Origin of the sequence: Acidovorax temperans (genome assembly GCF_006716905.1) — a bacterium.
GTDB classification, from domain to species: domain Bacteria; phylum Pseudomonadota; class Gammaproteobacteria; order Burkholderiales; family Burkholderiaceae_C; genus Acidovorax; species Acidovorax temperans.
This window is the reverse complement of the sequence record NZ_VFPV01000001.1, coordinates 305760-331483: the sequence shown is the minus strand read 5'-3', so window position 1 is coordinate 331483 and position 25724 is coordinate 305760. Positions and strand designations below refer to the sequence as shown.

The 25724-nt window shown below is 64.9% G+C and carries 24 protein-coding genes, 1 other RNA gene, 3 pseudogenes and 1 riboswitch; of the genes and pseudogenes, 10 read left to right on the top strand and 18 right to left on the bottom strand.

Annotation, left to right across the window (positions count from 1 at the left end; all coding sequences use genetic code 11):
• Positions 1–51: 51 nt before the first annotated feature.
• The 3 genes from ssrS to BDD18_RS01565 form a co-directional block, all read right to left on the bottom strand.
• Positions 52–231, bottom strand: a non-coding RNA gene (gene ssrS, locus BDD18_RS23035) — 6S RNA.
• A gap of 170 nt (positions 232–401) precedes the next feature.
• On the bottom strand, positions 402–749 hold the full coding sequence (locus BDD18_RS01570) for a cell division protein ZapA (RefSeq protein ID WP_142081006.1): 348 nt from the start codon (positions 747–749) through the stop codon (positions 402–404).
• The gene (locus BDD18_RS01565) at positions 746–979 is read right to left on the bottom strand and encodes a hypothetical protein (RefSeq protein ID WP_066782403.1); all 234 of its coding nucleotides are present in this window, start codon (positions 977–979) and stop codon (positions 746–748) included. Before BDD18_RS01565 ends, BDD18_RS01570 begins: the two co-directional genes overlap by 4 nt.
• Positions 980–1027: 48 nt before the next feature.
• A riboswitch (cobalamin riboswitch) is annotated at positions 1028–1266 on the top strand.
• Between the two features lie 81 nt (positions 1267–1347).
• Between BDD18_RS01565 and BDD18_RS01560 the strand changes: the two genes are divergently transcribed.
• From BDD18_RS01560 to cobO, 10 genes and pseudogenes are all read left to right on the top strand, one after another.
• Positions 1348–3294 carry a TonB-dependent receptor gene (locus BDD18_RS01560; protein ID WP_066782410.1) on the top strand — a complete coding sequence of 649 codons (1947 nt, stop codon included), beginning with the start codon at positions 1348–1350 and terminating at the stop codon, positions 3292–3294.
• 2 nt (positions 3295–3296) lie between these two features.
• On the top strand, positions 3297–3914 hold the full coding sequence (locus BDD18_RS01555) for a bifunctional adenosylcobinamide kinase/adenosylcobinamide-phosphate guanylyltransferase (RefSeq protein ID WP_066782404.1): 618 nt from the start codon (positions 3297–3299) through the stop codon (positions 3912–3914).
• Positions 3914–4234 (top strand): annotated as a pseudogene (locus BDD18_RS22365) (ABC transporter substrate-binding protein); the annotation flags it as partial. The gene BDD18_RS01555 and the pseudogene BDD18_RS22365, both read left to right, overlap by 1 nt.
• A pseudogene (locus BDD18_RS01545) lies at positions 4185–4823 on the top strand (TonB-dependent receptor domain-containing protein); the annotation flags it as partial. The pseudogenes BDD18_RS22365 and BDD18_RS01545, both read left to right, overlap by 50 nt.
• A gap of 23 nt (positions 4824–4846) precedes the next feature.
• The gene (locus BDD18_RS01540) at positions 4847–6217 is read left to right on the top strand and encodes a cobyrinic acid a,c-diamide synthase CobB (protein ID WP_142081004.1); all 1371 of its coding nucleotides are present in this window, start codon (positions 4847–4849) and stop codon (positions 6215–6217) included.
• 8 nt (positions 6218–6225) lie between these two features.
• The gene (gene cobU / locus BDD18_RS01535; RefSeq protein ID WP_142081002.1) at positions 6226–6819 is read left to right on the top strand and encodes a bifunctional adenosylcobinamide kinase/adenosylcobinamide-phosphate guanylyltransferase; all 594 of its coding nucleotides are present in this window, start codon (positions 6226–6228) and stop codon (positions 6817–6819) included.
• Complete coding sequence (locus BDD18_RS01530; RefSeq protein WP_142081000.1) at positions 6816–7775, top strand: ABC transporter substrate-binding protein; 960 nt, start codon at positions 6816–6818, stop codon at positions 7773–7775. Before cobU ends, BDD18_RS01530 begins: the two co-directional genes overlap by 4 nt.
• A complete protein-coding gene (locus BDD18_RS01525; RefSeq protein ID WP_420837296.1) occupies positions 7772–8830 on the top strand; it encodes a FecCD family ABC transporter permease in 1059 nt (352 codons plus the stop codon). The genes BDD18_RS01530 and BDD18_RS01525 overlap by 4 nt, the downstream gene beginning before the upstream one ends.
• A gap of 44 nt (positions 8831–8874) precedes the next feature.
• Complete coding sequence (locus tag BDD18_RS01520) at positions 8875–9669, top strand: ABC transporter ATP-binding protein (RefSeq protein WP_142082470.1); 795 nt, start codon at positions 8875–8877, stop codon at positions 9667–9669.
• Positions 9659–10228, top strand: a complete 570-nt coding sequence (cobO, locus tag BDD18_RS01515; RefSeq protein WP_142080998.1) for a cob(I)yrinic acid a,c-diamide adenosyltransferase — start codon at positions 9659–9661, stop codon at positions 10226–10228. The genes BDD18_RS01520 and cobO overlap by 11 nt, the downstream gene beginning before the upstream one ends.
• 71 nt (positions 10229–10299) lie before the next feature.
• Here cobO and BDD18_RS01510 read toward each other — a convergent pair whose 3' ends face one another.
• From BDD18_RS01510 to BDD18_RS01440, 15 genes and pseudogenes are all read right to left on the bottom strand, one after another.
• Positions 10300–11163, bottom strand: a complete 864-nt coding sequence (locus BDD18_RS01510; protein WP_142080996.1) for an LOG family protein — start codon at positions 11161–11163, stop codon at positions 10300–10302.
• Between the two features lie 93 nt (positions 11164–11256).
• Positions 11257–11640, bottom strand: coding sequence for a fluoride efflux transporter CrcB (gene crcB / locus BDD18_RS01505; RefSeq protein WP_142080994.1), 384 nt, complete (start codon positions 11638–11640; stop codon positions 11257–11259).
• An 85-nt stretch (positions 11641–11725) separates the two neighbouring features.
• Complete coding sequence (mnhG, locus tag BDD18_RS01500; RefSeq protein WP_142080991.1) at positions 11726–12106, bottom strand: monovalent cation/H(+) antiporter subunit G; 381 nt, start codon at positions 12104–12106, stop codon at positions 11726–11728.
• A complete protein-coding gene (locus tag BDD18_RS01495) occupies positions 12103–12381 on the bottom strand; it encodes a K+/H+ antiporter subunit F (RefSeq protein ID WP_044398599.1) in 279 nt (92 codons plus the stop codon). The genes mnhG and BDD18_RS01495 overlap by 4 nt, the downstream gene beginning before the upstream one ends.
• Positions 12378–12869, bottom strand: a complete 492-nt coding sequence (locus tag BDD18_RS01490; protein WP_044398692.1) for a Na+/H+ antiporter subunit E — start codon at positions 12867–12869, stop codon at positions 12378–12380. The genes BDD18_RS01495 and BDD18_RS01490 overlap by 4 nt, the downstream gene beginning before the upstream one ends.
• A 5-nt stretch (positions 12870–12874) precedes the next feature.
• Positions 12875–14593 carry a monovalent cation/H+ antiporter subunit D gene (locus BDD18_RS01485; RefSeq protein WP_244938959.1) on the bottom strand — a complete coding sequence of 573 codons (1719 nt, stop codon included), beginning with the start codon at positions 14591–14593 and terminating at the stop codon, positions 12875–12877.
• Positions 14594–14724: 131 nt separating this feature from the next.
• Positions 14725–15072 (bottom strand): annotated as a pseudogene (locus BDD18_RS01480) (Na+/H+ antiporter subunit C); the annotation flags it as partial.
• Positions 15072–18092: a monovalent cation/H+ antiporter subunit A gene (locus tag BDD18_RS01475; RefSeq protein ID WP_142080989.1), complete on the bottom strand. Its 3021-nt coding sequence runs from the start codon at positions 18090–18092 to the stop codon at positions 15072–15074. The gene BDD18_RS01475 and the pseudogene BDD18_RS01480, both read right to left, overlap by 1 nt.
• A 190-nt stretch (positions 18093–18282) precedes the next feature.
• A complete protein-coding gene (locus BDD18_RS01470) occupies positions 18283–18690 on the bottom strand; it encodes a ComEA family DNA-binding protein (protein ID WP_142080987.1) in 408 nt (135 codons plus the stop codon).
• Between the two features lie 52 nt (positions 18691–18742).
• Positions 18743–19900, bottom strand: a complete 1158-nt coding sequence (lapB, locus tag BDD18_RS01465; protein ID WP_142080985.1) for a lipopolysaccharide assembly protein LapB — start codon at positions 19898–19900, stop codon at positions 18743–18745.
• On the bottom strand, positions 19890–20210 hold the full coding sequence (locus BDD18_RS01460; RefSeq protein WP_066696217.1) for a LapA family protein: 321 nt from the start codon (positions 20208–20210) through the stop codon (positions 19890–19892). Before BDD18_RS01460 ends, lapB begins: the two co-directional genes overlap by 11 nt.
• Before the next feature lie 290 nt (positions 20211–20500).
• Entirely contained in the window at positions 20501–20806 is a 306-nt protein-coding gene (locus tag BDD18_RS01455; protein WP_453935099.1) for an integration host factor subunit beta, read from the bottom strand.
• 140 nt (positions 20807–20946) lie between these two features.
• Positions 20947–22632 carry a 30S ribosomal protein S1 gene (rpsA, locus tag BDD18_RS01450; protein WP_142080983.1) on the bottom strand — a complete coding sequence of 562 codons (1686 nt, stop codon included), beginning with the start codon at positions 22630–22632 and terminating at the stop codon, positions 20947–20949.
• 172 nt (positions 22633–22804) lie between these two features.
• Entirely contained in the window at positions 22805–24835 is a 2031-nt protein-coding gene (locus tag BDD18_RS01445) for a bifunctional 3-phosphoshikimate 1-carboxyvinyltransferase/cytidylate kinase (protein ID WP_142080981.1), read from the bottom strand.
• On the bottom strand, positions 24836–25720 hold the full coding sequence (locus BDD18_RS01440) for a prephenate dehydrogenase (RefSeq protein ID WP_066783850.1): 885 nt from the start codon (positions 25718–25720) through the stop codon (positions 24836–24838).
• Positions 25721–25724: the final 4 nt, after the last annotated feature.

Genomic DNA, 25724 nt, shown 5'->3' with positions numbered 1-25724 from the left:
GGGGCGTAGAGGCCGCACCCGGGATGATGAGTGGGACCACCAGCCAGGAAGAAGGTGTCTGCGAATGCCACCGAACCGGCATCCTGAACCGGGGGTTCAGGTGGGCGAGGGCAGCCTAACGTTGGGTTCATCTAACGCGAGACGATCACGCTCATCAGGCGATGTACCAAGCCCGTGCTCAGTGAGCATTGGTTCAAGGAAATATAAAGCCCGGCAGCACCGCAGACCCTTGCATTGTAGGCGCTTGGCTATCGCCCTGCAGGCGGATAGGCCAGTACCGTGGCGGGCGTTCGGATCAGGTCGCTGGTGCGTGCCCATCTTCAAGCCCATGGGGCATGACCCCTGTGAGGGTGGCGCGGGGGGGCACCGCGTAGCGATGGCCTCACCCAGCTGGAAGGGAGTTACAACAACTGTCCGTCCTGCCCGAGGGCTTGGTCCAGCCGACTTAGCAAGCTCTGCAGGCGCAATGTATCTTCTTCAGTTGGAGCGACTGCAGAAATGGGTGCACCGGCGGGCGCAGGTTGCGCGGCTGCCTGGGCTGCGGCGGCATCACGGTCGGCCACTTCAAAAGCCAGGTTCAACGCCGCCAATACAGCAATGCGCTCGCGTGCACGCACCTTGCCTGCATCGCGGATTCGGGTCATGGCCGTGTCCACCCGTTCCACGGCGTCCAGCAAACGTGATTCCTGTCCGTCTGGGCAGGCCAGCAGGTAGCTTTGCTGCAGGATTTGGACCTCGATTTGCTTCATTCGGCGTCCTTGTGGACAGGGGTGACAGGGGCGTTGGCAGGCAGCCGCTCGAGCAGTGCGTCAATCCGGGCGCGAGCCGCGTTCAGGCGCGATTTCAGGGAGTCGCGTTCCTGCGTCAGGGCGCTGACCTGATCTGCCAACAAGGCATTGGTGCGTTGCAACTCGGCGTGGCGCAAGAGCAGGCGCTCGACACGCTCGGCGATCTGGTCGGTGGTGGAGGGTTCAGCCATAGAGATCGCAATTGTAGGGTTGTCTTTTTGGGACGGGGTGCCGCAAGGTTTTAAAATCCGACGGTTGGTGCTCGCAGGCTGGTTCACAGACTGCAGTTCAACGGGAAGCAGGGAGGTTTCACCCAACATGGGTGCGCCCAGCCTGCGCTGCCCCCGCAACGGTCAGCGGACGAATCATCCGATTCCCTCTCCATTCACAAGCCACTGGGCGCCTTGAACAAGCGCCTGGGAAGGCATTGGAGGGCGTTCCGCCAGCCCGGATACCGGCCAACACGGTGGTTTCGCGCGCCCTTTGAGGCAGCGAAGCCTTGTCTCCCACATGCTGGCGGGGAAGCCGGCTCGGGTTGTTTGCTTGCTTTTCGATTTTCATGAATAAACATATCTCGTACGCGCGCCTGGCTGCGCTGCCCCTCGCCGTTGCTGGCGCATTTCCGCTGGCCGCCCTGGCCCAGATGAATGCCGGCATGCTGCCGGAAACGGTGATCACCGCGACACGCTTTCCCGAACAGGCTGCCAGCCTGCCGCTGGGTGTGAGTGTGATCACGGCCCCAGAGATCCGCGCCGCCGGCGTGAGCACCGTGAACGAGGCCCTGATGCGTTTGTTGGGCGTGGTAGGGCGCCAGGATTTGTATGGAGGCGGCGACTATGCGCTGGACTTGCGCGGATTCGGCGCCACGGCCGATAGCAACCAGGCAGTGATTGTCGATGGCATCAAGATCAATGAAGCCGACCTGGGCGGTACGCGCCTGGCCGGCATCCCGATCGAGAGTGTGGAGCGCATCGAAGTGCTGCGCGGCAGCGGCGCGGTGCTCTACGGCGAGGGCGCCACGGCGGGCGCCATCATCATCACCACCAAGGCCGGTGCAGGCAAGGAGCGCAAAAACAGCGCCTCGGTCTATGCGGGTGCGGGCAGCAATGGTCTGCGTGAAGGCCGCGCTAATGCCACGGTGGCGGGCGGCGGGTTTTCGGTGGACATGTCCGGTGTCAAGCGCAAGGCCGACAACCACCGCGATAACTTCCAGTCGGACCTGGATGGGGTGTCTGTTACTGGCCAGTGGGCCAACGATTGGTTGCGCGCGGGCGTGCGCTACGCTGAAGACAGGCTCGATACGGGCCTGCCGGGCTCGCTGACCGCGGCCGAGTATGCAGCCAACCCGCGCCAGACCACCACGCCGGGCGACCACGCCAACATCGACAACCAGCGCACCACCGTGTTTGCCGCCGCCACTCTGGGCGATTGGCAGCTGGCGGCCGATGTCGGCCACCGCGAGAAGCAGTTGCGTTCCATCAGCGCCTTCGGCCCTTATGACTACGACATCGAGGCCGACAACGCCGCGCTGCGCGCTCGCCATGCCACCCGTCTGGCGGGCTTCGACAACGTGTTCGTTGTCGGCACCGACCATGGCCGCTGGACGCGCGACGTGCAGGGTGCTATCGGCTCGGTGTCCAAGGCGACTTCGCGCGCCTTCTATCTGAAGGACGACCTGACGCTGCCGGGCAGCCGCACCCGTTTGAGTGCGGGCCTGCGCACCGAGCGCATCGAAAAGACCTCGGCCAATACGACGAACGGCGTGGACGACCGCCAGAACGCCTGGGAGCTGGGCGTGAGCCAGCCGCTGGGCGCTGCCTGGACGGTATATGCCCGGCTGGGCCGCAGTTTTCGCCTGGCCAATGTGGACGAGTTTGGTTTCACCAACCCCGCAGTGGCGCTGCGGCCACAGACCTCGCGCGACACCGAGCTGGGCGTGCGTTGGGTGGCTGTGGGCACCAAGGTCGATGCCCGCCTGTACCGCAGTGCGATCGACAACGAAATCGGCTTCGACCCCAATGGCATTGGCCCCTTCGGCCCCTTTGGCTCCAACATCAACTTCGACCCGACCCGCCGCCAGGGCATCGAGATCAACGCCAGCCATGCCGTGAGCCGCACGGTGGACCTGACTGCCAACGCCGCGCTGCGCCGTTCCACCTTCCGCTCGGGGCCGTACGCCGGTCGCCAGGTGCCGTTGTCACCCAATCGCACGCTTTCGCTGCGCGCTGGTTGGCAGGTTTCGCCATCGCAGCGCCTGACGGGCGGTATCAACCTGGTGTCTTCGCAGCGGCCGGATTTTGCCAACCAGTGTCGTATGCCTGGCTACACGACGGCGGATGTGCGCTATGCCTACCAATGGCGCAACACCGAACTCTCGCTGGGGGTGAGCAACCTGTCTGACCGTAAGTTCTACACCCAGGCTTTTGGTTGCGTGGGCGGGATCACCACGTCCATTTACCCTGAAGCCGGTCGCGCGGTCACGGCGGCGCTGCGCTACACGTTCTGACGATGAACACGGGCAGCGCCAGAGCGGACCCGGGCGTCGCCCGTAGCGAGTTCATCCTCGGCGGCCAGAAAAGCGGCAAATCGCGTCGCGCCGAGCTGCTGGCGCGCGACTGGCTCGCGCAATCGCCGGACCACCGCGCCGTGCTCATCGCCACGGGCCAGGCCTGGGATGATGAAATGCGCGAGCGCATCGCGCGCCACCAGCGCGACCGCGCCGAGCGCGTGCCGGGCCTGCAAACGGTGGAGGAGCCGCACGACGTGGCCGCTGCCATCAAGCGGCACAGCACGCCGCAGACCCTGGTGGTGGTGGACTGCCTCACGCTGTGGCTCACGCACTGGGCGATGCCGCTGGGTGTAGAAACCATGGAATTTGAACAAAAACAGGCCCTGGCGCTTGACTGGCAAGCGCAAGCAGCTATGTTTTTGGAAGCGCTTCGGCAATCCCCCGGGCCTGTGGTTCTGGTGGGCAACGAAATTGGCCTGGGCGTCATCCCGCTGGGGCGCGAGGTGCGCGCCTTTGTGGATGCCCTCGGCATGCTGAACCAGCAAGTGGCCCAGGTGTGCCCGCGCGTCACGCTGATGGCGGCGGGCCTGCCCCTCACTTTGAAAGACTCTGCCTGATGAAACCCACCCCCGTTCGCCACATCCTGTGGGTGATCGCCATTCTTGTCGCGCTGGGCCTGCTCATGGCCGGGCTGGCGCAAGCACAAGCGGTGCAGATCACCGACGACCGGGGCCGCGTTGTCAATCTGCCCCGTCCGCCACAGCGCATCGTCAGCCTGCTGCCGTCGCTGACCGAAACCGTCTGTGCGCTGGACCAGTGTCACCGCCTGGTGGGTGTGGACCGTTATTCCAATTACCCCGCCAGCGTGCAAAAGCTGCCCAAGGTGGGCGGTGGGCACGGCCTTCCGTGCGCCCACGCTGTACCAGCGTTTCAGCCAGTACGGCGTTGCCTCGCTGCGGCCAGAGTCTGCGCGCAATGCGGAACTGGGCTTGCGTTACGCGCAGGGGGACAGCAGCTTCTCGGCCGTGGCCTATCGCAACCGCGTCACCAACCTGATCAGCTTTGTGGACGCATCGGCATGCTCGCCGCTGCAAACTCAGGGCTGCTACGCCAACACCCGTGCCGAATACAAGGGCGTGACGCTGGCCGCATCGCACCGCCTGGGCCCCGTGCAATTGCGCGGCTCGCTCGACCTGCAGCGCCCGCGTGATCTGGACACTGGCAAGCAACTGGCCCGCCGCGCCAAGCACCACGGCACCTTCGGGGCCGATACCGTGGTGGCTGGGTGGACGCTGGGGGCAGAAGTGCAGGCCTCGGGCCGCCGCTATGACTATGACACCGTTGGCAACACCTACGTGCTGGGCGGCTACACCCTGGTCAACCTGTACGCCAGCACCCGCATTGCGCGCGACTACACCCTGCTGGCCCGCGTGGACAATCTGGCCGACAAGGACTACCAGTTGGCCCGCACCTATGCCACGCCCGGCCGCACGCTGTTTGTGGGCCTGAAGTGGGCTCCCCAGTGACCACACCATCGCCCTGGAATGCCATGACACAGCCCGCCGCCCGCTGCCCCGCTTTGCTGATTGCCGCCCCGGCCTCGGGGCAGGGCAAGACCACGGTGACGGCGGCGCTGGCGCGGCTGCATGCGCGCCGGGGTCTTCGCGTGCAGGTGTTCAAGTGCGGGCCAGACTTTCTGGACCCGCACTGGCACCAGCTCGCCAGCGGCCAGCCGGTGCACCAGCTGGACCTGTGGATGAACGGCGAGGCCGACTGCCGCCAGCGCTTGCATGCGGCGGCGCAAAGCAACGACCTCATCCTCATCGAAGGCGTGATGGGCCTGTTCGACGGCACCCCCAGCGCAGCAGACCTGGCACAGCACTTTGGCGTGCCGGTGCTGGCGGTGGTCGATGCATCGGCCATGGCGGGCACTTTTGGCGCGCTGGCCTTTGGCCTGCAGCACTACCGCCCCGGCATGCCCTGGGCGGGTGTGCTGGCCAACCGCGTGGGCAGCGAGCGGCATGCGCAAATGCTGCGCGATGGCCTGCGCGACAGCGCCGACTGGATGGGCGCGCTGATGCGCGTGAGCCATGGCGATGCCCCCGCCGCCAGCAAACAGGGCGCCGCCTTGCTGCCCGAGCGCCACCTGGGCCTGGTGGCGGCACACGAGCTGGCCGACAGCGCCCAGCGCCTGGACGCTGCGGCCGATGCCTTGGCCGCCACCCCGCTGGGCCAGATGACCGCTCAAGACCTGCAGCGCTGGGCGGTGGACTTTTCGGCGCCTGACAACACCACGCCCGTGCCCGCCTTGCTTGCGGGCCGCACCGTGGCCGTGGGGCGTGACGCCGCGTTTTGCTTTACCTACGCGGCGAATCTGCAAACGCTGGAGCAACTGGGCGCGCGCGTGGTGTTCTTCTCGCCCTTGGATGACGCCGCCTTGCCCGAATGCGACGCCGTGTGGCTGCCCGGCGGCTACCCCGAGCTGCACACCGATCGCATCGCAGCCAACACCGGCATGAAGGCCAGCCTGATGGCCCATGTGCTGCAGCGCAAACCCCTGTGGGCCGAGTGCGGCGGCATGATGGCGCTGTTCGAATCCATCACGTTGACCGACGGCACCCAGCACCCCGTGTGGGGCCTACTGCCCGGCCATGTCACGGTGCACAAGCGCCTGGCCGCGCTGGGCCCGCAGCAACTGGTGGTGGATGGGCACACGCTGCGTGGGCACACCTTCCACTACTCCACCGCGCAAAGCGATGCGCCCGTGGTGTCGCGCACCTCGCGGCCCGATGAGCCTGTGGCGGCCGATGCGGGCGAGGCGCTGTACCGCCTGGGCAGCATCCACGCCAGCTATTTCCACGCCTGGTTCCCTTCCAATCCGGTGGCGGTGGCGCGGCTGCTGGGCGGGGTGGCTGCGTGAGCCACGCCATGCAAGTCAGCCGCTCTGAGCTGATCCTCGGCGGCCAGAAAAGCGGCAAGTCCCGCCGTGCCGAGCTGCTGGCGCGTGACTGGCTGGCCCAATCGCCCGCGCACCACGCCCTGCTCATCGCCACCGCCCAGCCGTGGGACGGCGAGATGCGCGAGCGCATTGCCCGCCACCAGCGCGACCGGGCCGAGCGCGTGCCCGGCCTGCAAACGCTGGAAGAACCCCGCGACTTGGCCACCGCACTGGCGCAGCACAGCACGGCGCGCACGCTGGTGGTGGTGGACTGCCTCACGCTGTGGCTGACCCACTGGCTCATGCCTGCAGGCGATGAGGCTCTGGATTTGAAGCAAAAACAGGCTCTGGCGCTTGACTGGAAAGCGCAAGCAGCTCACTTTTTAATAGCGATTGAGCAAGCCCCAGGCCCTGTGGTGCTGGTGGGCAACGAGATTGGCCTGGGCGTCATCCCCATGGGCCGCGAAGTGCGTGCCTTTGTCGATGCGCTGGGCGTGCTCAACCAGCAAGTGGCGCAGGCGTGTGAGCGCGTCACGTTGATGGCGGCTGGCTTGCCGCTGACCTTGAAAGAACCCTTGCGATGAAACCCACCCCCGTGCGCCGCATTCTGATGGTGCTGGCCATCGTGCTGTTGTTGCTGGTGCTGATGGTGTCACTGGCGCGCGCGCAGGGCGCTGCGGCGAATGCATCGCCCGCTACCACGGGCGTGCGCGTCACAGACGACCGGGGCCGCACGGTGGCTTTGCCCCAGGTGCCGCAGCGCATCGTCAGCCTGCTGCCATCGCTGACCGAAACCGTCTGTGCGCTGGACCAGTGTCACCGCCTGGTGGGTGTGGACCGTTATTCCAATTACCCCGCCAGCGTGCAAAAGCTGCCCAAGGTGGGCGGTGGGCTGGACCCCAACATCGAGGCCATCGTGGCCCTGCGGCCCGACGTGGTGGTGATGTCCGTCTCATCCCGCGCAGGCGAGCGGCTGGAGGCGCTGGGTGTGAAAGTCGTCACGCTGGAGCCCAAGACCCATGCCGACGTGCAGCGTGTGCTGGCCACCATGGCCCGCTTGCTCGGCCAGCCCGACGATGCCGCGCGCAAGGTGTGGCGCGTGATTGATGCCGCTGTGTCTGCCGCCGCCCAGAGCCTGGCGCCCGAGGCGCGAAACACCCGCGTGTACTTTGAAGTAAGCCGGGGCCCCTACGGCGCGGGCGAGTCGTCGTTCATTGGCGAGACGCTCACGCGCCTGGGCGTGAAGAACATCGTGCCCGCATCGCTCGGGCCGTTTCCGCGCCTGAACCCTGAGTTTGTGGTGCGCGCCAACCCCGACCTCATCATGATGGGCAACCGCAGCATGCAAAGCATGGTGCCGTACCCCGGGTGGGACACCATCAAGGCTGTGCGTGAGCAGCGCGTGTGCGTGTTTGGGCCGGACGATTCGGACACCGTGGTGCGCCCCGGCCCCCGCATGGCCGAGGCCGCCCGGCTGATGGCCCAGTGCATCAACGACAAGATGGCCCGCCAACCCAAGCCCTTGGCGGCCCGGCCATGAGCGAATCTGCCATGCCCTCAGCCGCGCGCCGCGCCACAGCCCACGCCGGCATTGCCACGGCGCGCCAGCGCGCAGCCTTGCTGTTGCTGGGCTTGATCGTGCTCTCCGTGCTGCTGGCGGGGCTGGGCGCTAGCGTGGGCAGCACGGGTTTTGACAGCGTGCTTCGCCTGGCCGACGACCCCTTGGCCGCCCGCATCGTGTGGGACATTCGCCTGCCGCGCAGCCTGGGCGCCTGGCTGGCGGGGGCACTGCTGGGCCTGGCGGGCGCCGTGGCGCAGGGCTTGTTTCGCAACCCGCTGGCCGATCCGTTTTTGCTGGGCAGTGCCTCGGGCGCATCGCTGGGTGTGGCATTGGCCCTGGCGTTGTTTGGCGTGGCCCCGGCCACCGTATGGCTGGTGAAGCTGGGGCTCACGGGGGCTGCCTTTGCAGGCGCTGTGCTGGCCGTGCTGCTCACGCTGCAACTGGCGCGCGGCGTGCAGCACACCCTGCGGCTGCTGCTGGCCGGGGTGATCGTGGGCGTGGTGCTGGGCGCCGTCAAAGACCTCATTACTTTGGCCGCGCCGGACATCATCCCGTCCATGCAGGGCTTCAATCTGGGCAGTGCGGGCTTCATCGGCTGGGCCTCATGCGTGCTGATGGCTGCGGCCTGGTGCGTGTGCGCTTTGGCGGCCTGGGTGTTCAGCCGTGCGCTGGATGGCCTGAGCCTGGGAGAGGCCACGGCCGCCAGCCTGGGCCTGCCGCTGGCCCCCATGCGTCTGGCGCTGGTGGTGGTGCTGGCCCTGGCCACTGGCACGGCCGTGGCGCAAACCGGGCTCATCGCCTTTGTGGGCCTGGCCGCGCCGCACCTGGTGCGCTCCATGGCCAAAGTCACCCACGCCTGGCTGGTGTTGCTGGCCAGCCTGATGGGCGGCGTGTTGCTGATGGGCGCCGATGTGATGGCCCGCTGGGTCATCGCCCCGCAAGAGCTGCCGGTGGGCGTGCTCACCGCCGTGCTGGGCGGCGGCTACCTGCTGTGGCTGATGCACCGGCGCACCGGCCAAGGGGGCGTGCTGTGACCACGTTGCATGCTCCTCAATTGATAGCTATCCACGCTCACCAGATGGGCGCTAGCGTCGGTCCGTGCCCTGTACTGCAAGACATTCACCTGCCCGTGCTGGCGGGGTGCTGGACGAGCATCGTCGGCCCCAACGGCGCCGGCAAATCCACCCTGCTGCGCGCACTGGCGGGGCTGATGCCACACACCGGCACGGTGCACCTTCTGGGCCGCGAGCTGGTCGACTGGCCCCGGCGCGACAAGGCGCGGGCGCTGGCATGGCTGGGGCAGAACGAAGCGGCGGCCGATGATCTCACCGTGTATGACGTAGCCATGCTGGGCCGTCTGCCGCACCAGCCCTGGCTGGCCCCGCCCAGTGCCGCCGACCACGCCGCAGTAGAGCAAGCCCTGCGCGCCACCCACGCGTGGGACTGGCGCCAGCGCACGTTGGGCGGCCTCTCGGGCGGCGAGCGTCAGCGCGTGTTGCTGGCCCGCGCCCTGGCCGTGCAGGCGCAGGTGCTGCTGATGGACGAACCCCTGGCCAACCTCGACCCCCCCCACCAGGCCGACTGGCTGCTGCTGGTGCGCGCCCTGGTGGCCGAAGGCAAGACGGTGGTCAGCGTGCTGCACGAGGTGTCGATGGCGCTGCAGGCCGATCATGTGGCCGTGCTGGCGCGCGGGCGCATCGTGCACCACGGCGCCGCGGCAGACCCCGACACACACCGTGCGGTAGAGCGCGTGTTTGACCACCGCATTGCCATCCACAGCGTGGCCGGGCAGTGGATGGCGCTGCCGCGACTGCATCCCACGGCTGCGCCGCCTTTCCCTGATTTGAACGAGAACCCATCCCATGCAAATTGAAGCCGCCCCCACCGAAAAGCGCTACGAAAAACCCGAGGGCGAACGCCGTGGCCTCATCATCGTCAACACCGGCGATGGCAAGGGCAAAAGCACCGCAGCGTTTGGCCTGGCCCTGCGCGCCCATGGCCGGGGCAAGGCCGTCAAGATCTACCAGTTCATGAAAGTGCCCACCGCCCGGTTCGGCGAGCACCGCATGTTCGAGCAGATCGGCATCCCCATCGAAGGGCTGGGCGACGGCTTCAGCTGGAAGAGCCAGGACTTGGAGCATTCCGCCCAACTGGCCCGCGATGGCTGGGAAAAGGCCCGCGCCACCATCATGGGGGGCGAGCATTTCATGGTGGTGCTCGATGAGATCACCTACCCGCTGATTTACGGCTGGCTGCCGCTGGAAGGCGTGCTGCAAACCCTGCGCGACCGGCCCAAGGACGTGCACGTGGTGCTCACCGGCCGCCGCTGCCCCGAAGAGATCAACGAGCTGGCCGACACGGTGACCGAGATGAAGCTCATCAAGCACGCCTTCAAGGCAGGCGTGCCTGCACAGCGCGGCATTGAGGACTGAGCTGAGGTTTCGGCTTCGCACCCGGCAGCCTGGTGCGGTGCCGGGGCGTGCCAGTGACCGTCAACAGGCTTTTACAGCCCGTAGAACCCCTTGATGAAATCCCAGGCTTCTTGCGGGTCGTCGGTATAGAGGAAGAGGCCCAGGTCTTGGGGCGAGATCGTGCCTTCTTCGACCAAGGCCTCGAAGTTGATGAGCTTCTTCCAGAAGGTGGTGCCAAACAGCACGATGGGCACGGGCTTGGCCTTGCCGGTTTGTACCAGCGTGAGCACTTCAAACAGTTCGTCTAGCGTGCCAAAACCGCCGGGGAAGGCCACCAGTGCCTTGGCGCGCATCATGAAGTGCATCTTGCGCAGCGCGAAGTAGTGGAACTTGAAGCTTAGCGACGGCGTGATGTACGGGTTGCCGTTTTGCTCATGGGGCAGGGCGATGTTCAGGCCCACGTTCATGGCGCCCACGTCGTGTGCGCCACGGTTGGCCGCTTCCATGATGCCGGGGCCGCCGCCGGTGCAGATGTACAGGCGTTCGGCTTCAGGCTTGCCATTGCTGTATTGCGCCACCAGGCGTGAGAACTGGCGGGCCAGGTCGTAATGGCGGGCGTTGCGCACGTCGCGCTTGGCCAGTGCGATGCGGGCTGCGTCGCCGCTGGCCTCGGCTTCGGCCAAGCGCTGCTGGGCTGTCTCCGGGTCTACGAACCGGGCGCTGCCGAACACCACCACGGTGCTTTCAATGCCTGCTTCGGCCTGCCCCAGGTCGGGCTTGAGCATTTCGAGCTGGAAACGGATGCCGCGCGTTTCGCGGCGGAAGAGAAATTCAGGGTCGGCAAAAGCCATGCGATAGGCGTCGGCTTGCAGCGGGTTTCCGTTGATGGTGTGTGCGTGCAACTCTGCCCAGGCATCGGCCAGGCGGCGTTCGTTGAGTTGGGTGTTGGCTTCCATGGTTTTGGCGTCGGATAGGGTCACAAAAGGAATGGCGAGTGCTTTGGCGCGCGGCCTGCTTTGATAGTGAAAAGTGGCGTTAAGGCAGATGTATCAAGCGCGATCAGCTATCAAGAATGTAGCGTTGTGCAGCCCGACGATGGTGAGCAGCAGTGAGCCCAGCAAGTGAACGGCGGTGGTTCCCACGGCCAGCAGGTAGCGCTGCTGCTGCAGCATTCCCACCACTTCGGCAGAAAAGCTGGAGAAGGTGGTGAGTGCGCCCAGAAAGCCGGTGACCAGCGCCAGGCGCCAGGCCGGGTCCAGCTGCGGCAGGGCCTGGAACACGGCCACACACACGCCAATGAGGTAACCCCCGATGAGGTTGGCTGCCAGCGTGCCCCAGGGGATCAACCCGCCGGGGCTGAGCCACAACCCCAGGCGCCAGCGGGCCAGCGCACCCAGGCTGGCACCGATGCAAATGGCAAGGGGAGAGATCATGGCGCGATTCTAGTGCTCAAGCGGGGGTGGATTCAGCACAATTTCGGGCTGCAAGCTCGTCTATCAAGCGCAAGGCGCTATCAAATCAGGAGCTTTTGCGCGGGCTGCCAGCCGGCGCGCTGAGGTTGGGGGGCACGTTGTCATTGGCCTGCCGCGCGCGAAACAGCGCCGCACGCATCAGAAAAATCGTGCTCACCGGCACGGTGATGGACACGAAGGCGGCAATCAGCAGGGCGTGCAGCGCCAGCTCGCCGCTTTCCATCGAAAAGTACAGCACCGAACCCCACACAATGCACCAGCAGGCCAGCGTCGAGATGATGGCCGGTGCGTGCACCCGCTCGAAGAAGGTGGGCAGGCGCAGCAGGCCGATGGTGCCCAGCAGCGCCAACCCGGCGCCCAGCAGCACCAGCGCCGCCACCAGCCATTCGGCCCACAGGGGCAGGGCAGTCACGGCAGCGGGGCTCATTCGATCACCTCGCCACGCAGCAGAAATTTGGCCATGGCCATGGTGCTCACAAAACTCAGCAGCGCCAGCAGCAGGGCGGCTTCAAAGTAGTTCTTGCTGCTGTAGTGCAGGCCCAGCACCAGCATGAGCAACATGCCGTTGAGCGCCATGCAGTCCAGCGCCAGCACGCGGTCTTGGGCCGAGGGGCCTTTGAGCATGCGCAGCAGCGCGCAACCCATGGCCAGCGCCAGCATGATGAGGGCCAGCGGCAGGGCCCATTGCAGCACGGGGGTCATTCAAAAATCTCCATGAGGGGGCGTTCGTAGCGCTGTTTGACATGGGCGATGACGGCCTCGGGGTCGTCCACCTCCAGCACATGCAGCAGCAGGGCGCTGCGGTCCAGCGCCAGCTCTGCCCAGGCCGTTCCGGGGGTGATGCAGACAATCATGGCCAGCGTTGCCAGGGCGTTGGGGTCGCGCATCTCCAGGGGAATGCGCACGAAACCCGCCGGGTGCTTTCGGGAGCTGGGCCGCAGCAGCAGCCGCACCACGGCCATGTTGGACTGGGTGGTATCAACCACCACCGTGCAGGCCAGCTTGAACGCAGCCCAAGGGCTGTGGATGTGCACTGGCAGCGGGCGCAAACCGGCCGTGAGGCGGGGAATGGCCAGGGCCAGCAGCGTACCAAGCAGGATGTGCCCTGCACTCATCGAACGGTTGAGCAGCAGCCACAGCACCAGCAGCGCTATCGACAGCACGGGCGTGGGCAAGAGGGCGTGGACGATGCGTTTCATGGCCTGCTTTCTTGCTGCGACCCTGCGGGTGCGGCTGTGGGGTTGGGAACGGGCTGGGCAGACATGACGGCACGGATGTAACCCGCCGGTGCATGCAGCGCGTTGGCGGTGGCCTCGGTGTAGCGCAGCACGGGCCCGGCCTTCCAGGCCAGGGCTGCGCACATCAGCACCAGTAGGGCCACTGGCAGGCCTTCCATTACCAGCAGCTTGGGTGCAGCGCGGTCGTGGGCCGACCAGAAATGCAAGACACCCACCCGTGTGAGCGCCACCAGGGCGAACAGGCCCGACACCAGCATCAACCCCACCATGACCCAGCTGCTCATGGCCAGCGGGGCACCCGCGGCGCCCAGGCCCAGCGGGTTGAGCAGGGCGTGGATGAGCGCAAATTTGCCGATGAAGCCCGACAGCGGCGGCAGCCCCGCGACCACCAGCGTGCAGGTGATGAAGGCCAGACCCAGAAACGCGGCGGCAGCGGGAATGACCTCGCCGATCACTTCCTGTTCATCGTCATCCAGCGGCGCAGAGGCGCTGTGCACCAGGTCGGCCGAGAGGAAGGGGGCGTCGTCCTTGCGTTCATAGGGGGCCACGCTGAAGCCGTCGTTGCGCCAGCGCTCAATCAGGTCGGTGAGCAGGAACAGCGCACTCACGGCCACGGTAGAGCTCAGCAGGTAGTACAGCAGGCCCCCGGTGAGCTGGTTGTGGCCCATGCCCACGGCGGCCAGCAGCGTGCCCGATGAGCTGATGGCGGCAAAGCCCGCCAGGTGCCCCAGCCGCTGCGAGCCCAGCATGCCCACCGCGCCAAATGCCATGGTCACCATGCCGCCGCCCACCAGCCAGGCACTGCCGAACTGGGCCGAGGGGCCGGCATCGGGGCTGAACAGCAAGGTCCACAGGCGCAGGATGACGTACACACCCACCTTGGTCATCAGCGCAAACAGTGCGCCCACCGGGGCGGTGGCAGCGCTGTAGGCGGGCACCAGCCAGAAGTTGAGCGGCCACAGGGCTGCCTTGATGAGAAAGGCCACGCCCAGAATGGCGCAGGCAGCGTGCAGCAGCCCCCGGTCGGTGCTGGCCACGCCGGCGATGCTGCGGGCAAGGTCTGCCATGTTGAGCGTGCCGGTGATGCCGTACAGCATGGACGCGCCGATCAGGAACAGCGAAGACGCCGCGAGGTTGATGGCGATGTAGTGCAGGCCCGCAGACACGCGCGGGCGGCCCGAACCGTGCAGCAGCAGGCCGTACGAAGCGGCCAGCATGATCTCGAAAAACACGAACAGGTTGAACAGATCTGCCGTGAGAAACGCCCCGGCCAGCCCCATCAGCTGTAGCTGGAACAGGGGATGAAAATGCACACCGGCCCGGTGCCAGCGTGCGCTGGCGTAGGCGGCTGCGGCCAGTGCCACGCTGTAGCACAGCACCAGCATCATGGCCGAGAGCCTGTCCAGCGCCAGCACAATGCCAAAGGGCGCCGGCCAGTTGCCCGGCAGGTAGATGCCCAGGCTGCCCGGCATGCCCGGTTGCTTGACTTGCAGCAACAACAGCACGGCGACCAGCAGCCCCAGCGCGGTGGAGCCCAGGTTGAGGGCCACCTTGCTGCGCTGCTGCTCTTCGCGCAGCAACAGCATCAGCCCCGCCGTCAGCAGTGGCAGCACGATGGGAACCAAGATGAGGTGCGGCATCCAGTGCGAGGCCACGAAAGAGAGGATGGCGTTCATGGCTGGCGCCCTCCGGGGCTGGCTAGCCCGGATGGAGAGGGCTGCGGCGTGCCTTGCCCTTGCCCCGCTGGGGTGGAGCGGGGAAGGGCGTCGTGGTAAGAGTCCTGGTAGGAGTCATGCCAGTCACCGGCATCTTCGGCGTGTGTGCCGTCCACATGGTCGGTGCCCGCCAGGCCGCGCGAGGCCAGCAAGACCACCAGGAAAAGGGCCGTCATGGCGAAGCCGATGACGATGGCCGTGAGGGCCAGCGCCTGGGGCATGGGGTCGGCATAGTGCGCCAGGTCTTGCGGCAGGCCGGGCTGCAGCACAGGTTCCTTGCCAATGGCCAGACCCAGCCGCCCCATGCTGAAGATGAACAAATTGACCGCGTAGGACAGCAGCGCCAGGCCCATGATGACCTGGAAGGTGCGCGGGCGCAGCAGCAGCCAGACACCCGAACCAGTGAGTACCCCGATGGCCAGGGCCAAAACCATTTCCATCATTGGCCTCCTTGGGGATGGTTTGTGAAGGGTGCGCGGGCCGCTGTGGGCGCAACCGGTGAATCCATCGGTGGAACTGTTGTTGTACTTGTGGATGCAGCTTCGGCGGCCTCGGCTTCGTCTGCCTGCACGCGCGCGTGGAATCGGTGGCTGCGCACCGATTGGTGGGCAATGGCCGTGAGGATGAGCAGGGTGGAACCCACCACCAGTGTGAACACGCCGATGTCAAAGAACAAGGCGCTGGCGATGAGCACCTCGCCCACCCACGGCCAGTGGAAGTGGGCGGTGTGGCTGGTCAGGAACGGATAACCAAACCACCAGGAGCCCAGCCCTGTGGCCAGTGCCACGAGCATGCCCGCGCCGACCCAGCGGCGGGGATAGAGCGCCAGATGGGCCTCCACCCAGGTGGTGCCCGAGACGATGTATTGCAGCAGCAGCGCCACCGAAAACACGAGCCCGGCCACAAAGCCGCCGCCGGGCTCATTGTGTCCGCGCATGAACAGGTAAACCGCCACCAAGGTGGCAAAGGGCAGCAGCAGCCGCACCAGCACAGCGGGTACGGTCAGATAGCCCACGGCGGTGTCGGCGGTCTGGCGCGGGTTGGCCAGGTCGGTGGCCACATCCGGCGGCAGGGCGCGCTGTTGCGGGGGCAAGTCCATGACTTCGCGCGCGGGCCGGAAGCGCCGCAGCAGGGCGTACACCGTGAGGGCCACGATGCCCAGCACGACAATTTCTCCGAAGGTGTCGAAGCCCCGGAAGTCCACCAGCATCACGTTGACCACGTTGGTGCCCCCGCCCTCGCTCAGTGCCCGCTCCAGGAAGAAGGTGGAAGTGCTTTCAGGGAAGGGGCGGCTCATCATGGCCAGCGCCAGCACCGTCATGCCCCCGCCGGCCGCTATGGCCAGGGCCATGTCACGCCAGCGGCGCAGCAGGGTGCGTCGCTCCTGCGCCTGTGAGGAGGGGCGCAGATTTTCGTCACGCTTCGGTAACCAGCGCAGTCCCAGCAGGATCAGGATGGTGGTGACCACCTCCACCACGATCTGTGTGAGGGCCAGGTCGGGCGCAGAGAACCACAGGAACGTGATGCACACGCAAAGCCCCGCAGCCCCGGCCAGCGTCAGGGCCGCCAGGCGGTGGTATTTGGCCTGCCATGCGGCCGCCAAAGCGCAGGTGCCGCCAATCACCCAAAGCACCGCAAAGACGGGCGACAGTGGCAGGCCAGCGCGGTTGCCAATGTGCAGGCCGCGCAACCAAAGCGGCCAGCTGCTGGCCACCACGGCGGCTGCAACCAGCCACAGCATCTGCCACTGAAGCCGCTTGGTGGACAGGGCGCGGCGGCCATTGCGCCCGCCCAGGCTCAGGCGTGCGAGGCCCCCCGCAAACAGGCGTTCGCCGTCAATCCGGTGCATCAGCGGTGGGGCGTCCAGCGTGCCTTTGGCGCGTTGCCAACGCAGCAGGGCATACAGCACGATTCCGCCTGCCAGTGCCACCAGGCTCATCACCAGCGGCATGTTCACCCCATGCCAGATGGCCAGGCTGTATTCAGGCAAGTCGCCGCCCACCACGGGCCGTGCTGCCGCTGCCAGGAAGGCGCCGACCGACCATGCGGGCAGCGTGCCCACAATCACGCACACCAGTACCAGCAGTTCCACGGGCACGCGCATCCAGTGCGGGGGCTCGTGGGGCGTGAGGGGAAGATCGGTGGCGCGTGGGCCCCAAAACACGTCTACCGTGAAACGCAGTGAATAGGCCACGCTGAACATGCCCGCCACCGTGGCGGCCACGGGCAGCAACCACTGCAACCAGGGGGTGGCGTCTACCAGCACGGCTTCGGCAAAGAACATCTCTTTGGACAAAAAGCCGTTGAGCAGCGGCACCCCCGCCATGGCGGCACTGGCCACCATGGCCAGCGTGGCGGTGATGGGCATCATGCTGCGCAGGCCCGACAGGCGACGGATATCGCGCGTACCGGTTTCATGGTCAATGATGCCCACGGCCATGAACAGCGACGCCTTGAAGGTGGCGTGGTTCATGATGTGGAACACGGCGGCCACGGCGGCCAACGGGCTGTTCAGGCCCAGCAGCAGGGTGATGAGGCCCAGGTGGGAGATGGTCGAATAGGCGAGCAGCCCTTTGAGGTCGTTCTGGAACATGGCCGCATAGCCGCCAATCAGCAAGGTGCACAAGCCCGCACCGCCCACCAGCCAGAACCAGGGCTCGGTGCCGCTGAGCACCGGCCACAGCCGTGCCAGCAAAAAAACCCCCGCCTTGACCATGGTGGCCGAGTGCAGGTACGCCGACACGGGGGTGGGCGCAGCCATCGCACGCGGCAGCCAGAAGTGAAAGGGGAACTGCGCGCTCTTGGTGAGTGCGCCCATCAGGATCAACACCAGCGCCGTGAGGTACAGCGGATGCGCCTGGATTTTGGCGGCCGAGGCCAGCACTGTGTCCAGGTCATAGCTGCCCACGATATGGCCGAGCACCAGCATCCCCGCCAGCATGCACAGCCCGCCCGTGCCGGTGACCGTGAGCGCCATGCGGGCGCCTCGCCTGGCGTCTTTGCGGTGGTGCCAATACCCGATCAGCAGAAACGAGAACAGGCTGGTCAGTTCCCAGAACAGTGCGATCTGGATCAGGTTGCCCGACAGCACCACGCCCACCATGGAGCCCATGAAGGCAAGGAAGAACGAGAAGAAGCGCGGCACCGGGTCGGCCGCCGACATGTAGTAGCGCGCATAGAGCACCACCAGGCTGCCCACCCCCAGAACCAGCAAGCAGAACATCCAGGCAAACCCGTCCAGTCGCAGCGTCAGGTTCAACCCCAGCTGGGGAATCCATTCAATGTGCTGAATCAGCACGCCGCCATTGGCAATGTCTGGAAAGTACAGAGCCGCCTGGATGGCGCAAAACACCGCGACGAGACCCGCCAAGGTGGACTCGGTGTTCCGCGCGTTGGTCGGCAGGACGGCCGCCAGCAGGCTGCCAATGAATGGGAGGAGTACGAGGGTGGTCAAAGACATGTGCGGCCCATTCTAGAAGGTAGGCATTCGCACTGAAAAAATAGGGCGGTATGGGCTTGGGCTATTGCTCCGCCCGAGCAGACAGGGCACTGCGAAGCTGCGTGCACCGCGTCGCACGCACCCTCTCGTAACCCCCGCGGAAAGGATCGAGGGTTTCTTTTGACTCAGTAAGGGCTGCTACGCCCTGAGTTCAGGGCTTGGGCTGCGCAGCAGGTTGCTGGCTTGCAGGCTCGGCGGCCTGACTTGCGGGCGAAGCACTTTTGGTTGGTGTCTGCCGTGGTGCCGTGCCTTCTTTGTTCTTGGCTTTGGCTTGTGCCCTGGCCCAGGCTGCCGCGTTGAAGCGTTTGCCTTGCACGGTCAGCCCGCCTGCCGAGAACTTGGTTGCAGTCTTGTCGCCAATACCTTTGACGCGCTCAATCAAGTCAGCCCAGTCTTTGAACTCGCCCTTCTCGCGTTCGGCCAGGATCCGCTGGGACAAGCCCGGGCCAATGCCATTGACGCCGTCCAGGTCTGCCTCGGTGGCCTGGTTCACATCCACGGCAGCAAAGGCCGCGGCAGCAAAAAAGAAAGCAACGCAAAAGAAGAGTTTTTTGAGCATGGTGATCGGCCTGAAAACGAAAACTGACAAGGAGCGTGCTGGTACGCCGGGCTCAGAGTTCTTCCACCCGGCGTGCGGGGTAGCTGTCCCAAGTCTGGCAACCGGGGCATTGCCAGAAATGCTGGCGGGCTTCAAAACCACAGGCGGCGCAGCGGTAGCGAGTCAGGGGCTTCACCGCGTGTTCCAGAGCGCGCTGGATCTGTGGGTGGAATTCTTCATGTTCCAGCTTCTCTGCCGACAGCCATTTGGCCGCCGCGACCAGCGAGCGCTCCTTGTCCAGGTGCTGCACATACCTCACCCGCGCGGTGGCTTGGGTGGCGTCATTGGCGGCTTCCATGGCCACGATGCTTTCCAGAACATCCAGGCTGGGCGATTGCTCGTAGTGTGCTACCAGCCGTGCATGCACTTCGGCTTGGCGGCCAGTGGCGTTGCCGGCCTCTACCAGCAGCGGGGCGGCCAAGGGCAGGGCGGCGGGGGCCCGTTCGCCCAGCGTCTGCAGGGTGGCCAGCACGGCATCGGGCTGGCCCATCAATTGCTGTAGCCGTGCCAACTCAATGCGGGCCCGGGCAGCGTCGGGCGCAGCCGCAATGGCTTGTTCAAGCAGCGCCTTCGCGCCTGCGCGATCACCTTGCACGCTCAGCGCCAGGGCTTGCTCGCAGAGGTAATGGGCTTGTCGGGTGCTGAAGTCACCCTGGTCTGCCGCATGCATTTTTTGAGCAATGCTGGCTGCGTGCGACCAGTCGCGTGAACGTTCGTAAATGGCCAGCAAGGCAAGCCGTGCCTGGGCCTCGAAGGGCGTCCCCTCCAGGCGGTTGAGGGCGTCCTCGGCGCGGTCGAGCAAGCCGGCCTTCAGAAAATCAAGGGCCAGGGCATGCTGGGCTCGTTCCCTGTCGGCCGGTGTCAGGTCGCCACGCGAGAGCAGGTGCTCGTGCACCCGCACCGCCCGGTCGTACTCGCCACGGCGGCGAAACAGGTTGCCCAGCGCAAAGTGAAGTTCCGAGGTGTCGGGGTCGTTCTGCACGGCCTCGATGAAGGCATCGATGGCCTGGTCCTGCTGCTCGTTCAGCAGAAAGTTCAGGCCCTTGAAGTAGGCCTTGGGGGCTCTGCGGTTTTCTGCACGCAGCTGGCGCAGATCAAACCGCGAGGCCAGCCAGCCCAGCACAAAGGCCAGGGGCAGCCCCAGCAGCATCCAGGTTGCATCAAATTCCATGAACAGGCGGGTAGTCGTTAGGTGCAGGGGGAACTGCTGGAGCAGACGCTGTGGTCTGCGCAGGGGGCGTGGTTGCCGCCGTTTGCTGCGCCTTCAGCGCGATGTTGCGATGCCGCCACCAGCGCGGCACCATGCCCAGCACCCCGGTGACCAGTCCTGCCGCAAAAGCGGTCAGCACCACCAACACCAGTGGCGCCCGCCATTGCGTGCCAAAGAAGAAGTGAACGGTGGCGTCTTGCTGGTTGTTCAGCGCAAACGCAAACAGGGTAAAGAAAATGGCCGCTTTCAGCAGCCACAGCAGGTATTTCATGGTGTCCCCGGTGGTGCGGAGATTCTACGTGCAGCGCCTGGGCTGACTGTCTGGATCGCCTCAGCGTTATTTTCGAGCGCTGTGGAGAAGTATGAATGCTCAAAATTTAATAGAAATTGCCTGCAGCGCCCGTGAATAAAGCGCGAGGTGCTATGAATTTTGATGCTGCTTGCGTGCCGTGCCGTGTAGTGGCATGGGGCCTGAGTGCCAGATCTGCCGCGCTTTGCCGGACTGCCCGTACCGCGTGTGGTTTTCGCAGCGCTGATCTTTGAACAGGTTCTTGGGGCTGCTCAAGGTTGCACGTCGAGGGGCTGGGTGCGCTGGTCTACCGCTTCGCGCAGGGCTTTGCCTGGCTTGAAGTGCGGGACGCGCTTTTCAGGGATCGCCACGGCTTCGCCGCTGCGTGGATTGCGGCCCATGCGAGGAGGGCGGTGATTGACGGAAAAACTGCCAAAGCCCCGAATCTCGATCCGATGGCCTTTGACCAAGGCTTCGCCCACGGCGTCCAGGATGGTCTTGACGGCGAATTCAGCGTCCTTGTGCGTGAGTTGGCCAAAGCGGGCGGCCAGTTCTTCGACGAGGTCAGAGCGGGTCATGGAGTCTTGGGGCATCGCGTTATCCAATGAGAACGGGCGCATAAGAAACCCACCACGCCGGGAAATTTGAGGTTTCCCGAGCGGCGGGCACTTGTGCGCCCGATGTTGCCAGCTGGCCGGTTACCCGGCCAGAAGCGGCTTTACTTTTCCGAATTGTCCAGCTTCGCGCGCAGCAGGGCGCCCAGGCTGGTCGTGCCGGCGCTTTCGCGGCTCGATTGCTGGCTCAGGCTGGCCATGGCTTCTTGCTGGTCAGCTTGGTCCTTGGCCTTGATCGACAGCTGGATGTTGCGGGTCTTGCGATCCACGTTCACCACCACGGCTGTCACTTCGTCGCCTTCCTTCAGCACATTGCGGGCATCTTCCACGCGGTCGCGGGAGATTTCCGAAGCGCGCAGGTAGCCGACGATGTCGTCGCCCAGGTCGATTTCAGCGCCACGGGCGTCCACGGTCTTGACCTTGCCGGTCACCGTCTGGCCCTTGTCGTTCACCGTCACGAAGGTGGTGAACGGGTCGCCGTCGAGCTGCTTGATGCCCAGGGAGATACGCTCGCGGTCCACGTCCACGGCCAGCACGATCGCCTCGACTTCCTGGCCCTTCTTGTAGTTGCGAACAGCGGCTTCGCCGGGCTCGTTCCAGGACAGGTCGGACAGGTGCACCAGACCGTCGATGCCGGCAGCCAGACCCACGAACACGCCGAAGTCGGTGATGGACTTGATCGGGCCCTTCACGCGGTCACCGCGCTTGGTTTCCTGAGCAAACTCTTGCCATGGGTTGGCCTTGCACTGCTTCATGCCCAGGCTGATACGGCGCTTGTCTTCGTCGATTTCCAGAACCATGACTTCGACTTCGTCGCCCAGCGAAACCAGCTTGGCGGGAGCGATGTTCTTGTTGGTCCAGTCCATTTCAGACACGTGCACCAGGCCTTCGATGCCGGGTTCGAGTTCGACGAACGCGCCGTAGTCGGCAATGTTCGTGATCTTGCCGAACAGGCGGGTGCCTTGGGGGTAGCGGCGGTTCACGCCCATCCATGGGTCGTCGCCCATTTGCTTCAGGCCCAGGGACACGCGGTTCTTTTCGGTGTCGAACTTCAGGATCTTGGCAGTGATTTCCTGACCAGCGGTCACCACTTCGGACGGGTGACGCACGCGGCGCCATGCCATGTCGGTGATGTGCAGCAGGCCGTCGATGCCGCCCAGGTCCACGAATGCACCGTATTCGGTGATGTTCTTGACCACGCCTTGAACGATGGAGCCTTCCTTCAGGGTTTCCATCAGCTTGGCGCGTTCTTCGCCCATGGAAGCTTCCACCACAGCGCGGCGGCTCAGCACCACGTTGTTGCGCTTGCGGTCCAGCTTGATGACCTTGAATTCCATGGTCTTGTTTTCGTACGGCGTCAGATCCTTGATCGGACGTGTATCGATCAGCGAACCGGGCAGGAATGCGCGGATGCCGTTGACCAGAACGGTCAGACCGCCCTTGACCTTGCCGCTGGTCGTGCCAGTGACGAATTCGCCGGATTCCAGGGCCTTTTCCAGGCTCATCCAGGAAGCCAGACGCTTGGCGGTGTCACGCGACAGGATGGTGTCGCCGTAACCGTTTTCGATGGAGCCGATGGCCACCGAAACGAAGTCACCGACTTGGACTTCAACTTCGCCCTTGTCGTTCTTGAACTCTTCCAGCGGCACGTAGGCTTCGGACTTGAGGCCGGCGTTCACGACCACGAAGTTGTGCTCAACGCGCACGACTTCAGCGGTGATGACTTCGCCTGGGCGCATTTCCGTACGCTGCAAGGATTCTTCAAAAAGGGCGGCAAAAGATTCGGACATGTGTTTCCTTGCCACAAACAGGATTCCGGTAGCACCATTGCTACCGTTTTTATAGCTGCTTGCGGTGGTTTTTTGCGGTGTGACCGCGGGTTAAGTTAAAAAACCAAACCGCCTGTGCGCTGACGCGCGGTAGGGGCGGAATGGGCTTGGCAGGGCCTTACGACCCGCCTTGTCAGCCTTGCGCAGGGGTTGCGAAAGGTTGACGCTCCAGCCACCAGTTCATCACCTGATTGACGGCTTGTTCAATCGTCAAAGTGGAGTTGTCCAGGACCAAAGCATCTTGCGCTGGCTTGAGAGGAGCCACGCTGCGGGAACTGTCCCGTGCGTCGCGCGCTTCCAAATCGGCACGAAGGTCATCGATGTTAGCTTGAAAACCCTTTGAAATCAACTGTTTATACCGCCGCTCGGCCCGGCAGGCTGCACTGGCAGTCAAAAACACCTTCAAAGGGGCGTCTGGGAAGATCACGGTGCCCATGTCGCGCCCGTCTGCCACCAGACCGGGCAGGCGCTGGAAGCCGTGTTGCAGGTCTACCAGCGCCGTGCGAACGGAGGGCAGGGCAGACACGCGTGATGCGTTCATGCCCGCCTCTTCGGTGCGGATAGCATCGGTCACGTCTTCATTGCCCAGATAAACACGGCCACCGTCAAAGCGCACTGGCAAGCTCTTGGCCAATTGGGCGATGGCTGTTTCATGGGCTGGATCAATCACCAAGCCCGCCTGGAGTGCTGCGTAGGCCGTGATGCGGTACATGGCCCCAGAATCGAGAAAGTGGTACCCGAGGCGCTTTGCAACTTCTGCCGCGACGGTGCCCTTGCCGGAAGCGGTAGGGCCGTCAATACAGATCACTGGAATGCGCTGAGCGGGCAGGACGGCGGTTCCGAGGAAGGCCTCGAAGTAGTCCGGGAAAGTCTTGGCCACGCATTTAGGGTCTTCAATGCGCACCGGCAGCTGAGCGGGGTTGAAGGTCGCCAGTGAGAAGCACATTGCCACCCGGTGGTCGTCATAGGTGTGGATGCTTGCGGCTTTCCAGTGCTCGATGCTGGCAGGTGGCGTGATCTGGATGTAATCGGCGCCTTCCTGCACGGTGGCCCCCAATTTGCGGAGCTCATTGGCCATGGCCGCAATGCGGTCGGTTTCCTTGACGCGCCAGCTGGCAATGTTGCGCAGGGTGGTGGTGCCCGTGGCGTAGAGCGCCATCACGGCCAGGGTCATGGCTGCGTCAGGGATGTGGTTGCAGTCCAGATCAATGGCCTTGAGGGGCCATGCACCCCGCTGCACCTCCAGCCAGTTGGGGCCGCCGGTGACTTTGGCGCCCATGGCCTGGGCTGCTTCCACAAAGCGGATGTCGCCCTGGATCGAGTCCAGCCCCACGCCTTGAATCTTGATGGAGTTTGAGGCTTCAGCGCTTGATGCTATTGCGCCAAGCGCTATGAAATAGCTAGCAGAAGATGCATCCGCCTCCACGTAGATGCTGCCGGGCGACTGGTACTGGCTGCCTGCAGGGATGGTGAACCGCTGCCAGTTGTCGTGGTGGACCTGAATGCCGAACCGCGCCAGCAACTGCAGGGTGATGGCGATGTAGGGCTTGGAGATCAGCTCGCCCACCACTTCAATGTGTACAGCGGTCTGGGTGGCGACCAAGGGCAGCGCCATGAGCAGCGCTGTGAGGAACTGGCTGGACACATCCCCACGCACCTGGATGGGATGGTTCAGTGCCAGTGCAGGAACTCCGTTGCTGTGCGCGATGCGCAGCGGAGGGTAGCCGGGATTGCCCAGGTAGTCGATGTGGCAGCCCAGTTGCCGCAGGGCATCCACCAGGTCGCCAATGGGGCGTTCGTGCATGCGCGGCACGCCCGAGAGTTCAAACTCGCCACCCAGCAGCGCCAGCGCAGCGGTCAGTGGGCGCATGGCCGTGCCTGCATTGCCCATGAACAGGCTGCAGGGCGACACGGGTTTGCGTCCACCCAGGCCGGTAATGCGCACCGTGCTACCTGATTCTTCGACTTCGCAACCAATCTGGCGCAAGCCGTCCAGCATGACGCGCGTGTCGTCTGATGCCAGCAAGTCGTACACCGTGGTCGTGCCCAGGCTCAAAGCGGAGAGCAGGAGAACCCGGTTGGAGATGCTTTTGGAGCCAGGCAGCAGCACTTCACCCGCAGCCGCATCCAGCGCGGGGAGATCAAGGAAAGCGGTAGTGAACATTTATGGTTGCTTGGATGTGCGTTGTGCACCCATGCGCCAGTGGGCGCGGGTTTCGCTGGCCAGCGTCAGCATGTCTTCGAGTGCCTGGGCGTTGCCACTGGCGATGGCTTGTTCCAGCTGTGCCAGCGCTTGCTGAAAGAGCTTGGATTGCGCCAGCAGCTCATCACGGTTGGCCAGCATGATGTCGCGCCACATCTTCGGCTCGCCAGCCGCGATGCGGGTGAAGTCCCGGAAACCAGGGCCGGCCAATGACAGGTAATCGTCCCCCTCGGGTTGGCCGGTGAGGGTGTTCATCATCGCGAATGCCAGCAGATGGGGCAGGTGGCTGACGGCGGCAAACGCGCTGTCATGCGATTCAGGGGACATGCTGCTCACGCGGCAGCCAATGGCTTGCCACACTTCTTGCGCTTGCAGCAACTGCGCGGTGAGTGTGCGTTCCGTCGGGGTCAGAATGACCTGACGGCCGTAATACAGCTCAGCGTCTGCATGTTCCACCCCTGCCACTTCGCGGCCGGTGATGGGGTGTGCTGGCACGAAGGAACCCACCTGATCACGCAGCGCACGCCGTGCAGCCTGCACCACGTCGGCCTTGGTGGAGCCCACGTCCATGATCAGCATCTGGGGGGTGACCAAGTGCTTGATGGCCTTGAGCGTGGCTTCGGTCGCGGCCACAGGCACAGCCACCAGCACGATGTCAGCGCCTGCCACGGCGAGCAGGGCGGAGGGAGCCTCTACATCGATGACGCCGAGCTGGCGAGCCCGGTCGGTGGTGGAGGGCGACTTGCTGTACCCCACGACGCGCTTCACCAGCCCGGCCTTTTTCAGTGCCAGCGCAAAGGAGCCGCCCATGAGGCCGCAGCCGATCAATCCCAGTTGTTCAAACATGGAT